13 protein-coding genes are annotated in these 13162 nt (G+C 65.4%); 6 read left to right on the top strand and 7 right to left on the bottom strand.

Translation table 11 applies throughout. The features are described 5' to 3' along the window. Positions 1–68: 68 nt before the first annotated feature. The gene (locus ACXJMY_RS01210; RefSeq protein ID WP_456617486.1) at positions 69–1004 is read right to left on the bottom strand and encodes a LysR family transcriptional regulator; all 936 of its coding nucleotides are present in this window, start codon (positions 1002–1004) and stop codon (positions 69–71) included. A gap of 118 nt (positions 1005–1122) precedes the next feature. Here ACXJMY_RS01210 and ACXJMY_RS01205 point away from each other — a divergent pair, with 118 nt between their 5' ends. The 3 genes from ACXJMY_RS01205 (at position 1123) to wrbA (ending at position 3356) form a co-directional block, all read left to right on the top strand. Further along, a complete protein-coding gene (locus ACXJMY_RS01205; RefSeq protein WP_456617485.1) occupies positions 1123–1875 on the top strand; it encodes an SDR family NAD(P)-dependent oxidoreductase in 753 nt (250 codons plus the stop codon). 35 nt (positions 1876–1910) lie between these two features. Continuing rightward, complete coding sequence (locus ACXJMY_RS01200; RefSeq protein WP_456617484.1) at positions 1911–2609, top strand: pirin family protein; 699 nt, start codon at positions 1911–1913, stop codon at positions 2607–2609. Between the two features lie 147 nt (positions 2610–2756). Next, positions 2757–3356 (top strand): NAD(P)H:quinone oxidoreductase, encoded by a 600-nt coding sequence (wrbA, locus tag ACXJMY_RS01195; protein ID WP_456617483.1) that lies wholly within the window; start codon positions 2757–2759, stop codon positions 3354–3356. Positions 3357–3651: 295 nt separating this feature from the next. On the opposite strand, the gene ACXJMY_RS01190 is transcribed toward wrbA, so the two are convergent. Continuing rightward, positions 3652–4119 (bottom strand): Lrp/AsnC family transcriptional regulator, encoded by a 468-nt coding sequence (locus tag ACXJMY_RS01190; RefSeq protein WP_456617482.1) that lies wholly within the window; start codon positions 4117–4119, stop codon positions 3652–3654. Positions 4120–4241: 122 nt separating this feature from the next. On the opposite strand from ACXJMY_RS01190, the gene ACXJMY_RS01185 reads away from it, so the two are divergent. Then, on the top strand, positions 4242–4784 hold the full coding sequence (locus ACXJMY_RS01185) for an RBBP9/YdeN family alpha/beta hydrolase (protein ID WP_456617481.1): 543 nt from the start codon (positions 4242–4244) through the stop codon (positions 4782–4784). Positions 4785–4838: 54 nt separating this feature from the next. On the opposite strand, the gene ACXJMY_RS01180 is transcribed toward ACXJMY_RS01185, so the two are convergent. From ACXJMY_RS01180 to ACXJMY_RS01165, 4 genes are all read right to left on the bottom strand, one after another. Next, complete coding sequence (locus ACXJMY_RS01180; protein ID WP_456617480.1) at positions 4839–5723, bottom strand: protein-L-isoaspartate O-methyltransferase family protein; 885 nt, start codon at positions 5721–5723, stop codon at positions 4839–4841. 82 nt (positions 5724–5805) lie between these two features. Then, positions 5806–6951 (bottom strand): GNAT family N-acetyltransferase, encoded by a 1146-nt coding sequence (locus ACXJMY_RS01175; protein WP_456617479.1) that lies wholly within the window; start codon positions 6949–6951, stop codon positions 5806–5808. A 150-nt stretch (positions 6952–7101) separates the two neighbouring features. Beyond that, entirely contained in the window at positions 7102–8454 is a 1353-nt protein-coding gene (locus tag ACXJMY_RS01170) for an O-antigen ligase family protein (protein WP_456617478.1), read from the bottom strand. Between the two features lie 41 nt (positions 8455–8495). Further along, on the bottom strand, positions 8496–9563 hold the full coding sequence (locus ACXJMY_RS01165; protein ID WP_456617477.1) for a glycosyltransferase: 1068 nt from the start codon (positions 9561–9563) through the stop codon (positions 8496–8498). 247 nt (positions 9564–9810) lie between these two features. Here ACXJMY_RS01165 and ACXJMY_RS01160 point away from each other — a divergent pair, with 247 nt between their 5' ends. Beyond that, the gene (locus tag ACXJMY_RS01160; RefSeq protein ID WP_456617565.1) at positions 9811–10779 is read left to right on the top strand and encodes a glycosyltransferase; all 969 of its coding nucleotides are present in this window, start codon (positions 9811–9813) and stop codon (positions 10777–10779) included. 15 nt (positions 10780–10794) lie between these two features. Here the strand turns inward: ACXJMY_RS01160 and ACXJMY_RS01155 are convergent, their stop codons facing one another. Beyond that, positions 10795–11823, bottom strand: coding sequence for a glycosyltransferase family 2 protein (locus ACXJMY_RS01155; RefSeq protein WP_456617476.1), 1029 nt, complete (start codon positions 11821–11823; stop codon positions 10795–10797). Positions 11824–12231: 408 nt separating this feature from the next. Between ACXJMY_RS01155 and ACXJMY_RS01150 the strand changes: the two genes are divergently transcribed. Then, a complete protein-coding gene (locus tag ACXJMY_RS01150) occupies positions 12232–13023 on the top strand; it encodes a methyltransferase domain-containing protein (protein ID WP_456617475.1) in 792 nt (263 codons plus the stop codon). Positions 13024–13162 lie beyond the last annotated feature (139 nt).

Raw genomic sequence — 13162 nt, 5'->3', positions numbered from 1 at the left:
CGGAGGATAGACTAGCGAGATCTTGTAGGAGGGCAAAGGCGCGAACCGCGCCGTGCCACCGAGGAACGTCACGGCACTTTCGCACCCTTCTTAGGCCGCCGCTTGCAGGTGCCGGGCAGTTTCGCCGCGAGAAAATCGCCGAGCGCCTCGACGCGTGCGGGGCGCGGGCCGCCGGGCGGCGTCACCAGGTGCACGGCGCCTTCGGCCTGCTTCCAGTCCTTCAGGATCACTTCGACCTCGCCGGAGGCGATGGCCTCACCGACGATGAATTCGGGAAGCTCGGCGATGCCGAGGCCGGCGATCAGCGCCGGCATCACCGCTTCGCCATTGTTGACGCGGAGCTGTCCCCCCGGACGAACGCTGGCCTGCTCGCCGGCGGAATTGGTGTAGTGCCAGATGTTGGGCGTGGTGAGGTAGGCGTAGCTGAAGCATTTGTGCTCGGCTAGATGCATCGGATGCGTCGGCCGCCCGTGGCGCTTGAGGTACGACGGCGCCGCCACCGTGAAGCGCGGCATGGTGAAGAGCCGCCGCGCGATCAGCGACGAGTCCGGCAACCGCGCGATCCGCACCGCCATGTCAAAACCCTCGCCGATCAGGTCGATGGTCGCATCGCTCAGGTGCAGGTCGACCGAGACTTCCGGATAGGCCTCGAAAAATTCCGGCAACAGCGGCGCCACCGCCTTGACCCCGAAGGTCATGGGCACGGCGAGCCGCACCAGCCCGCGCGGCGCCACCGACTGCGCCAGCGCCTCGTTCTCCGCCGTCTCGCCGTCGGCGAGGAGGCGCGTGGCGCGTTCGGCCAGCTTGTGCCCGGCGTCGGTCAATGCAAGGCGGCGCGAGGTGCGGTTGAACAGCCGCGCGCCCAGCCGCTCCTCCAGCCGGGTCACCGCCTTGGACACCGTCGCCTTCGACATCGCGAGTTCGCTCGCGGCCGCCGCAAACGACCGTAATTCCACGACTTTTGCGAAAATCGCGAGCGCCTCGAAATCGGGGAGTTTTGCCATGGGAGCCGGTCCGATAGGTCCATTTAAGGAAACAATGCGTTTCAACAGTTTCTATTTCTATACCACAGGCGAGGGCATATCCAAGGGCAATCGCAATTTCAGGGAATGGAGAAATCCAATGACCAAGAAGCTCTCAGGCAAGGTTGCCCTCGTCACCGGCGGCTCGCGCGGCATCGGCGCGGCCTCTGCCCGCGCCCTCGCCGATGAGGGCGCGGATGTCGCCATCAGCTATGTCGCCTCGCCCGACAAGGCCGAAGCGGTCGTCACGGAGTTGAAGGCCAGGGGCGTCAAGGCGCGCGCCTTCAAGGCCGACCAGGCCTCGGCCAAGGACGTCACCAAGCTCGTGGATGACGTCGCGAAGGAATTCGGCCATCTCGACATCCTCGTCAACAATGCCGGCGTCGCCAGCGGCGGCGCGACCGACGACGCCAGTGCAGATACCGAAGCGCTGGAGCGTCAGGATGCAATCAACGTGCACGGCGTGATCGCGGCGATCCGCGCCGCCTCGCGATTGATGGGCGAAGGCGGCCGCATCGTCACCGTCGGCTCGATGCTCGCCGACCGCGCCTCGTTCCCCGGCCTCGCCGACTACGTCGCCACCAAGGCGGCTGTCGTCGGCTACACCAAGGGCGCGGCGCGCGACCTCGGCCCGCGCGGCATCACCGTCAACGTGGTGCAGCCGGGCTCGATCGACACCGACATGAATCCGAAGGACGGCGGCGAGTTCGCCGAGACCCAGCGCAAGCAGCACGCGCTGCAGCGCTTCGGCCGCCCCGAGGAAGTCGCCGCCGGCGTCGTCTTCCTGGCGAGCCCGGAAGCCTCCTTCGTCACCGGCACGGTGCTCAATGTCGACGGCGGTTTCGGCGCCTGATCCGGACTTCAACTGTTCAAGCAGGGAATACTCAGATGATCGAACTCAGACCTTTCGCGAAGCTCGGCGGCGCCGACCACGGCTGGCTCAAGGCCAAGCATCATTTCTCCTTCGCAAGCCACTATGACCCCGCAAATATGGGCCATGGCAGCTTGCGGGTGTGGAACGACGACGAGATCGCGCCGAACACCGGCTTTCCCGCCCATCCCCACGCCAACATGGAAATCATCACCTATGTGCGCGAGGGCGCGATCACCCACCAGGACAGCCTCGGCAACGAGGGCCGCACCGAGGCGGGCGACGTGCAGGTGATGAGCGCCGGCAGCGGCATCCGCCATTCCGAGTACAATCTCGAGCCGAGCAAGACCCGGATCTTCCAGATCTGGATCGAGCCAGTAGCGCGCGGCGGCCAGCCGACCTGGGGCTCGAAGCCGTTCCCGAAGGCAGACCGCTCGGGCAAGCTCGTCACCATCGCGAGCGGCGACGAGAACGACAAGGACGCACTGCCAATTCGCGCCGACGCGCGCGTGCTCGCGACCACGCTGAAGGCCGGCGAGACCGCGGAGTACGCGCCGCAAAAGTCGCGTCACCTCTACCTGGTGCCTGCAGCAGGTGCAGTCGAGATCAACGGCGTGCGCGTCAACGCCCGCGACGGCGCCGCGATCCGCGACGAGGAGAAACTGAAGATCACGGCTCTGGAAGATTCCGAGATCGTGCTCGTCGACGCGGCGTAAAGCCCCCCACACCAACTCGTCATGCCCGGCCTTGAGCCGGGCATCCATCGGCTTCGCAAGAGTCCTTGAAGAGCGATGGATTGCCGGGTCAGGCCCGGCAATGACGATCCTACAAGCACATCAACATCGATCACAACGGAGACCACCATGACCAAAGTTCTCGTCCTCTATTATTCCGCCTATGGCCACATCGAAGCGATGGCGAATGCGGTCGCCGAAGGCGCGCGCGAAGCCGGCGTCACCGTCGACATCAAGCGCGTGCCGGAGCTGGTGCCGCCCGAGGTCGCCAAGGCCTCGTACTACAAGGTCGACCAGGCCGCGCCGATCGCCAAGATCGAGGACCTCGCCAATTACGACGCGATCATCGTCGGCACCGGCACCCGCTTCGGCCGGATGTCCTCGCAGATGGCGAACTTCCTCGATCAGGCCGGCGGGCTTTGGATGAAGGGCGCGCTGCACGGCAAGGTCGGCGGCGCCTTCACCGCGACCGCGACCCAGCATGGCGGCCAGGAGACGACGCTGTTCTCGATCATCACCAACCTCTTGCATTTCGGCATGGTCGTGGTCGGCATGAATTACGGCTTCGCCGGCCAGATGAAGCTCGACGAGGTCACCGGCGGCGCGCCCTACGGCGCCACCACGATCACCGGCGGCGACGGCAGCCGCCAGCCCAGCGCCAACGAGCTTGCCGGGGCGCGCTATCAGGGCCGTCAGATCGCGGAGACCGCCAAGAAACTACATGGCTAAGCTGCATGGCTGAGCTGTGCGGTTAAGCTTGACGATCGACCGCATGGCTGATGCGACGCGGGCGGCATTCTCTTTCGGGAATGCCGCCCCATCTACGTGTTCAGGGATATTTGACCAAAAGCGATACGAATGGCTTTCGAACTCTTGTTGATTGCGCAGATGATCCGCAGGCCAGCCCAGGCGCTTGCGCGGCGCTGGTACTGCCGCAGCCTGTTCCGCGCCTCGCGCGGCCGATTTCATTGCGCCGGGTGCACGAAATCGTGAGATCTTCGCGAGACGGCATGATCGCGGTACGCTAGCCGGTCTTCTTGATGAGTTCACGACCGATCGGACGCACCGGCTCGCTACGCAGCACGAGCGACGTCGTAACGGCACCAAAGCCGGCAATTCGGTCCACGATCGTCTCCAGATCCTCCGGCGCCGGTACGAGGACCTTGAGCACGAAGCAATCCTCGCCCGTCACCCGGTGGACCTCGATGATGTGGGGAATCTCGCCGAACTTCTTCAGGCAGGTCTTGATGTGCTCGTGCGAGGTTCGCAGCCGCACCAGCGCCATCAGGCCAAGCCCAAGCGCGCGCGGATTGATCCTGGCACCGTAGCCTTCGATGATGCCGGCTTCCTCGAGGCGCTTGACGCGCTCGGAGATGGCGGGCTGCGACAATCCAACCGAACGGCCGAGCTCGGACAGGGGCACACGGGCATTCGCCTGGAGCGCCTCCAAGATCCTGAGGTCCTTGCCGTCAACACTCCCAAAACGATCCAAGCGAATTCTCCATTCAACCTTGAGATCATCGGCAGATGATCGCTTCCACCGATGACTTGCCATGTGATGCACGACCCGGATCGATCACACTGCGCAGTCACCTCAGATATCACGAGACACGCATGCGCAAAATGATCACCCTGCCCGGCATCGGGGGCTCCGGAGACGCCCACTGGCAGACGATTTGGGAAGTGGCCGATACGCGCTTCGCGCGATTTCGGCCGGCGAGTTGGGATCAGCCGGAGCTTGATGACTGGACGCAGTCCCTGGAGCGAGCGATCGAGAGGTGCGACCAGCCTCCCATCCTCGTCGCGCACAGCCTGGCCTGCCTGCTGGTGGCACATTGGGCGACACGCACCCGATCGACGATTGCCGGAGCATTCCTGGTGTCCGTCCCCGACCCGGACGGCGCCCTGTTTCCCGCTGCGGCCGCCTCGTTCAAACCCGCTCCGACGAGACCGCTGCAATTCCCCTCGCTCATCATTGCAAGCACGGATGATCCCTACAGCGCGCTCGACGTTGTACGGCGACGGGCAGGCGAATGGCAGTCCGGATTGAATGTCGTCGGCGCACTGGGCCACATCAATGCGTCGAGCGGGCTAGGCGATTGGCCGCAGGGCCGCGCGCTGCTCGATGATTTTTGCGACGGCGTCACGAAGCGATGAGCTGAAAGCTGTCAGCGCCGGGGCACGGGGTCGTAATGCGCGGCGCCGGCCGCGCTAGGTCTGCGAGATGTCTGCGTGCGCCTCAATATTGACCGCCGGCACGGCCGCGGGCGCGGTCGAAAGCCACCATCCATCGCCGGCAAACCAGCAGGTTTCGTCGGGCGTGCCCGCTCGCCGAAACGATTGCACGCGCTCCCATCCCTGCGAGAACGCCTCGGTCAATCGCCGGGCGGCATCCTGATCCTGAAGTCCCGCGCAGCCGATGAACTGGGCCCGGCCCAGGAATTTGGCGGGCCAGACCGCGCCCTCTTGCGACCGTGTGATCATCAACATGCCGCCGTGCACACCTTCGGGCGCCAATGGAAACACCAGCCGGCCGCCGGGCCGCAACGCCTCGAGCCATTCCGTGGCCGGCTGCGCCGCGCCCGCACAGACATAGATCACGTCCACGCTGGGCAGATCAGCCGCGATGCCCGACCGCTCATGCAGCTCGACGTGGGCGACGTCCTTTAGATTCTCGCGCGCCAGTGCCACCAGACGATGGTCGATCTCGTAGGCATGGACGCGGCCGCCAGGACCGACGAGATGGGCGAGAATGGCGGTGTAATAGCCGCTGCCCGCGCCGATCTGGATCACACTCTCGCCTTCCCGCACGCTGCAACCGCTGAGCCAATAGGCATGGGCTCCGGGCATGCCGATGTTGATGCCGCGTGCCGGGTCCAGCGCCAGAAGCGTGTTCTGATAGATGAAGGCGGGATCATCGTCGGGCGTCACGACGTAGGGGTGGCCGCCAAGGCAGATCGACCACGGCCCGGGTCCGGCGAAGGGTTCGCGCCTGACCGCACGAAAGGCCTGCTCGATACGGGGATCCGTGGTCCTGGCCGCGGCGCAGATCAACTGTGCATAAAACGCGCGATATTTTTCCGAACGGTCTTCCATGTCGCCTCCAAGAATTTGAGGCGACGATATCACGACCATTGCGATAGCTGAATGACCCGGGCAACCCAGGGCTTTGCGCGTTCTATTGCGCGTCCTTGCCCATCGCGCGCGCCGCCAACGCAGCAAGCCTCGGATAGCGCCGCAGCCCCTGCGCGGCATGATCGCGCCATGCGTAAGGCATGCCGCGCCAGGACAGCGCGACGCTGACATCGGTCAGCGGCGTTCGCTCGGCGCCGAGGCGGCGCTTGTAATCCTGATTGCCGATGCTGAGATCGAAGCGGCGCACGCCCTGCGCATGCAGCGCCTCCATGGTGCGTTCGGTCGCGAGCAGCCCGGGAGAGAAGTTCGCCCAGGTCCTGCCGGTATGACTGATGCGCAGCAGGAAATAGGTCGCGCCGTATCTGACGCCGAGCGTGGTGGCGGCGATGCCCTTGTCGCAGACCAGCGCCGAGACGACGGCATAGCCTTCGGCAACACCCTGGCGCGCCACCTCGCGATAGAATCGGGCGTGGACGTCGTCGTTCAGAACGAACGGCGAGCCGAGCTGTTTCATCCGCTCTTCCTGCTGGACGTCCATCACATCGAGGAACTCGCGCGCGCGCTCGACATCCGTGGCGATCTCGAACCGCGCGCTGCCAAGACGGGTGAAGACACGCCAGCACCGCGGCAGCTGCAGGCGCCGGAGCGACGCCCGATAATCCGCATAGTCGTCACCCATCAGCACGAGATTGCCGTTGACCGAGCAGGATCCGATACGGCCGAGCGACACCAGCGGGTTCGGCTTGCCGCCGACATCGGCCGGCATCTTCTTCAGGCGCAACAGATCGAAGCGGTCGGGCAAGGTGCGCAACGCATCGACCAGCGCCGCGCTGATGGCACGCGTATCGGCCGCATCAAGCGGGGCGTCGCACGCCAGGATCGGCGCGTTGTTGTCGGAGATGTCGAGATCGGCGAATTCGACGACGCGAATGCCGCGCCGCATGCGGCTGATCATCGGCACCATCGCGATGTCCTTGCCGGTGGCGACATCGGAGATCACGGCGATCAGCGGCGCAACGCCGTGGAACGCTTCGTACCAGGCGCCGAGCCAGTAACCATGCTGGAATGCGGTGCGATGGCCAGCGTGCAGGCGCGATGCGGCCTGCTGCCAGTCACGCAAGAAATCGACCGAGATTCCCGACGTGCTGGACACCCGACCATCTAGTTGCTCGAGGCTGAGAAACGTCATTCACAGGGGCATACAGTTACTGAATATTTCCAGATAGATTATGTTTTGTCGCAGATCACAAGTGACGTCGCTGCTTATCGTTAAGCCGCAACCGGCAGTCCGCTCGCCGTGTCTTTGTCCCGGTCTGAAACGCGCCGCTGCGACAAATTGTCAGCGATCGGGTTCGGTCTGCTCGACGCATTGGAACCGGGCCAGGAAGTGCAGCCCCGCCACAGCGAGAGCGAACATGAACCAGATCGGATTCTGCCGTTCGAGCAGGAAGGTCTCGGTCGTCCCGTAATACAGGCCGAACAGCCACACTGTCAGGAACAGCTTGCCCAGCGCCGCGCTGTGATTGTGAGCCTGGACGGCCTGAAAATTGCGCAGCGGTGCCAGAACGAAGATGAGGATGACGAGCGCGAGCCCCGGCAGGCCGATGGTGATGGCGAGGTCGAGATAGCTGTTGTGGCTGTGCGCCGCGGTCACGGCCCATTCCGCGCCCTTGGCGGTCTGCCGCGCGGTCACGTCGTCCCAGAACGACGCGTAGCCGTGGCCGATGATCGGCTTTTCCGCGACGGCGGCGAGCGCGAATTCCCAGATGTCGGAACGGCCGGTGAAGGTGGGATCGACCGGAAGCATCCGGGTGATGGCCCCGAGAGCCGGGCTGGCGGCGCTGCCGATCGTCAGCAGGTTCATCACGATCAGCGGCACGAAACAGATGATCCGCTTCAGCCACAGGCTTCGCGTGACATAGACGAGCGACGCGAGGGCGTAGATGGCCAGACACAGCACCGACGACGTCTTGCCGCCGGTGAAGATCAGGAAGATGCCGGCAAGCACGGCGATCACGGGCCCCATCACGAACGAGCCGACGGCGGCAAGATAGATGCCGACATAGACCAGGATGGTCATCACGGGCGAGGCCACGTTCTTGTGGCCGAAACTGCCGCGCCAGTCGCCGGCGAGCTGCGGCTCGGTGATGTCGAGCGCGGTGTGGATCGAATATTGCGGCGCGAGCACGACGCCGAGATAGCACAGCACCAGCAGCGCGAGGGCCGCGCCGCCGAGGCACAAATTGAAGCTCCGCTGCGTCGGCGGCAGCAACGGCAGGAGCACCGCGAGCGAGGTCACGCTGGCCGCCAGCACGAACCGCTGGATCGACACCTCGCGGCTCTCGGAGAAGACGACGTTGATCAGCATCCAGCCGATGAAGCAGAGGTGCAGCGGGGTCACCAGGCTCTTCAGCGAAGGCGCGTCGGTGGCGACGGCAAACAGCACCGCAACAGCAGCCAGCAATCCAAAGGAGACGTAGGTCAGCGCCATCCGCCCGCCGACGACGTTGGCAACGTCCTCGCTGCGCAGGTCCGGAAAGGGATCGAGCGTGACCAGGACCAGCAACAGCGCCACCACCGCGACGAGACAGCGCGCCGCCTGCACGACATTCAGCCCCGCAAGCGCACCGCGCAGGGCGTGGCCGTGCGATCGGGCCTCGACGTCGGTCATGTCAGCGGCGTTGCGATCCATGGCTCAAGGCCGGTGTGGTGAAGCCGGGGAAGCTTCAGGTCTTAGCCCATCCCCGTTAACCATCCGTCAACCAGCACGCCGGAGCCGCGCGACACGGCCTGCTGCCGCACGATGCTCCGCGCGATCTCGTAATATTGCAGCGCCCGCTGTTCCAGCGTGAGATTGTCCAGCACATAGCCGCGCGGATCGAACGTCTTGTCGGTGCACCCGGCCCAGAACTCCGCCCAGCGCGTCTCGAAGCCGTCGCGGTCGGCGAACTTCAGGCCGCAGCGCGCATCCCAATAGGGCACCGACGACACCGGCGCGAACTGGACGCGGTGCGGGAAATAATCGGGGTCCCGCCACGGGCCGCCGGGGTCCCAGGCCAGCACCGGCACGCCGCAGGACAGGGCCTGCTGATAGGCAATGCCCTGGCTCTCGTTCTGGCACAGGAAGATCATCGCGCGCGAACGCGCCAGCGCGGCCTGATAGTCTTCTTCCTTGTAGCTGCCGTAGCGCAGCTCGGTGAACGAACGGCCTTCCTTGACGAGCCGCGCGCGGACCGGTTCGACCAGCTCGGGCACGTAGCGCTCGCGATCCCAGTGGACCTTGTCGTAGATGAGGACGTCGACGGTCTTGTCGCGCGGAGGCGACGGTGCCCAGAGATCGGTATCGATGCCGATCGGCCAGGCCTCGGTGTCGGGCCAATACGGCCGGTACATGTCGGCGTACCACGGGCCGGGCACCACGACTTTCTTCACCGGCAGACGCTTGAACAGGTCGGGATCGTCGAGCGGATGATTGTGGGCGGCAACCCCGAGCAGGATCGGGTTCTTCCACGCGAACTTGTCGAGCAGGAAGGTGCGGCCGATGATGCAGGCGACTTCCTCGGGGTGCTGCGCGATGTAGCCGTAGTCGTTGACGCGGTAGCGGATGCCGAGCCGGTCGAGCCCGGCACAGAGATTGAGAAAGACGCGAAGCTGACCGCTCATGCGCGGCTCGCCGAGCAGCATGCGGCGCACCATGCGCCGCAGATGCCGGTCGCCGGGAAACCAGCGGTCGTCCTTGTCCTCGTAGAAGAGGTTGAGGACCATGTCGTCGGGATCGTAGTCGTATGTCTTGGCGGGCACTGGGTCCATCCGCGGCAGTCAGGTCCGCCTTGTCGCATGGGACCGGCTGTCGCACCTCTCGAAACCAGCGACAGACTTAACGCCGCCCGCTTAACACTAATCTACGAAACCGGCGCCGCCCGGGCTTTCGCAGCAATCAATTGACCGCGATGCGAGTATCATCCGCAACGGCCGAGGCTGCGCTTCGCGGCGCCGCCTGGTTAACAGATCATTAAGGACGAGCCGCCGCTTGACCATCGCCGACGACATGCTCGTTTTGCCGGCCGCCGCGCCCGCGGCGGAGGACGCGCGCGCCTGGCTGCCGATGATTTCGAACGCGTCGGTCTCCGTCGTGATTCCCGCGAAGAATGCCGCGGCCTATATCGGCGAGACCATCGCAACCGCGCTGGCGCAGGGCGACGTCACCGAGGTGATCGTGGTGGACGACGGTTCGAGCGACGACATCGTCGCGATCGTCCACGCCATCCGTGATCCGCGGCTGCGCCTGATGACGAATGACGCCGCGGGCGTATCGGCCGCGCGAAACCTCGGCGCGCGACATGCCGGTGGCACCTGGCTGATCTTCCTCGACGCCGACGACCGCCTGCGCCCCGGCGCTGTGACGACGCTGCTGAGGGCCGCCCGCGCCACGCCGCGCGCGGTTCTGGTCTATGGCGACTACAACACGATCGACAGCGAGGGCCGGCCGATCGGCCGCCGCGACCTGCTGAAGGGACGCCGCAAGCCGTCCGGCAACGTGCTGGAGCGGCTCGCTGGCGGCAACTTCATCGTCAATGGCGGCATCACGCTCGTCGATGCCGATTCGTTCCGGGCAACCGGCGGCTTCGATACGTCGCTCAGATATTGCGAAGACTGGTACTGCTGGTGTCGCCTTGCCGCGATCGGCGAGTTCGCATTCGTCCCGGAAATCCTGCTCGACTATCGACTGCACACGGCCAACACGATGAATGCGGCCGTGCGGACGCCGCGGGATTTCTTCCCGGCGGTCACGCGCATCTTCAGCGATGAACTGATCCTGTTCAAACTGCCCGCGGGCGCAACGCCCCGGCTGCGCCGTGCCGCCGAGATTCATCTCATGACCTATTCGGCCACGCAGGCGGTCCGCTACGGCAGATATCGCGACGCCCTCGGCTATCTCGGCATGGTCGGCCGGCGGTCGCTCACGGCGATGCCGCGGTCCGCGGTCAGGATCGCGCTGGCCTATTTCGGCATCTAGGCAGCCGGCGCGGCGTCAGGACGCGATCTTCGAGGCTTCATAGGGCTTCGGCTCGACGCCAAAAGCCGCGAGCGCAGCGCCGAGTGAGACCATCACGGGATGCATCGCGACGACCGCCTTCGACGTCGTCAACAGACCGGCCATGCGAACCAGCGACAGCGGCAACCGTCCGAGCATCTGCGCAAACACCCGCGCCCGCGTCGCCGCACTCCGCGCGGCCTTGTACTGCACGCGATAATTGATCGCACCGATGCGCAGACCGCGCTTTGCGATCCAGCCGAGGCTGGTGCGGTTTTGCGGCACGGTCTCGGTGATGACGGCCTCCGCCGTCCAGTGGAATGTCATGCCGGCATCGCGGCACCGCACGAAGAAATCGCAATCGCCGCCACCGAGGAAATTGAAACGCAGATCGAAGGCTGGACGGTCGAACCGCTCGAACGCGGCGCGCGTGATCAGGCAGTTGCCGCAGCCGTAGATCAGCGGCACCGCGCCGCTGTAATCATAGGCGGGACAGAAGGCAGGGTGACGCGCGAGCCAGGGCTGGCTGTCGTCGTCGAACACCGGCAGCACCGGTCCACCGACCACGTCCGCGCCGGTCGCCTCCGAGGTGCGAACCATCAGCTCGAGCCAGTCGGGCGAGGCGATCTCGTCGTCGTCGATCATCAGGAAGCGGGTCGCGGCGGGAAACAGCGCCTGCGCCGTGTCGAACGCGGCGTTGATCGCCTGGACGTTGCCCTGCCGCTGCTCGACCAGGCAGATGCCCTGGAGCCTGCCGGCGGCGAGAAATTCCGCGGCAACCGGCGCGCTCTCGCGATGCACCGCGTCATTCTCGACCATGACGACCGCGAAGGAGCGCGGGGTGCGCTGGTTGGCGAGCGACTCCAGCGTCAGCCGCAGATGCTGCGGGCGGCGGAAGCAGGGGATACAGACGACGATGCCGACCGACAGGTCGATGACGCGCGAACTCGCCGCGATCTCGCGATTGGGATCGCGCACGGCGTCCGAGATCCGATCGGCGGACAGGTCTGTCGGGATCAGCGTCATGGCGTTCTAGATGCCCGAGATATGTTGAAAAAGCCCTGCGCCGATTGCATGCACCGGCACCGTCCCGCAGCGGCACAGTGCCGCGCGGGACAGATGCGTCCCAAAATGGGCGACCTGCGCGACGCGCAAAACGGCGCCACGCCACGGGTATCCCGGCAATGCAGACCTACCACCATACGCTTAACCGCCTTCGTATGTTTTCACAGCGAGACCATGCGCGCGTGATATTGCAATTTGCAGTCCATCGTCCGGCAACGGCGCGATACGGAAGATGCTGTAGTTAACGCGTGTGCGCATTAACCCGACCGTAAGCACCGTGGCCGGTGAGACGCCGCGGCATCGGATTTGCTCTTCGGGCATGTGAGATTTTTCCTGTAAATTTGAGTCGAACAAGCGCGGTCAAAAAGCATGAACAAGCCAGCCACGATCGATTTCGCGACAGCGACCGAGACCCACGCTCCCGCGCACACCCGGGCGCTGCTTGAGCTGGTCCCCGGCGAGGCCCGTGACAGCCTGCTCGCCATTCACGACGTGCTGCGCCGTGGGCTGCCGCAAGGCCGGCTCGCCACCTACGAGGCCGGCGGCGGCTCCAGCAGCTTCCTGCCCGTGGACGTGCTCAGCCGCAGCCACGTCACCGTCGTCGACATCGACGAGGACCAGATCCGCAACAACACCTACGCCCAGGAGGCGATCCTCGGCGACGTGCAGAGCTATCGCTTCGGTCCCGAAACCTTCGATGTCGTGATCTGCTACAACGTGATCGAGCACCTGCCCGACGTCGAAGCCGCGCTGTTGAACTTCCGCGATGCGCTCAAGCGCGGCGGGATGATCCTGATCGGCGCGCCCAATCCGCGCTCGCTGTCCGGCGTCGTCACCAAATACTCGCCGCACTGGTTCCACGTCTGGTTCTACCGGAACATCCGCGGCATCAAGACCGCCGGCCTGCCGGGCGAGGCGCCGTTCCCGACCTTCTTCCATCCGCTGGTGACGCTGTCGAAGCTCGAAGCGTTCGCGGCCGCCAATGGCCTCGACATGATCTACCGCCGCGAGGTCGAGAGCCCGCGCTATCCCGAGATGCGCCAGCGCAAGCCGCTGTTCGCCGCCCTCGTCGATGCCGGTGCCGCGGTGATGAACGCCGTGCTTCCACGCGGCACCGACGTCCGCCGCGGTGACTATCACGTCATCCTGCGAAGGCGCTGAAGCCCATGACGCGCGCGCGGCCAATCGCCGGACATGCGGCGCCTTGCCGCCACGCTGCCGCGCGCAGTAACGAACCGTTAATCTCTGGGGGACCGGCACATCACAGGCGCCACAACGACGCGCCGAGCGGCATGCGCTT

The organism is Bradyrhizobium sp. P5_C12, from assembly GCF_054049735.1.
Note: the sequence above shows the minus strand (reverse complement) of the source record. Positions and strands in the feature narration are given on the sequence as shown.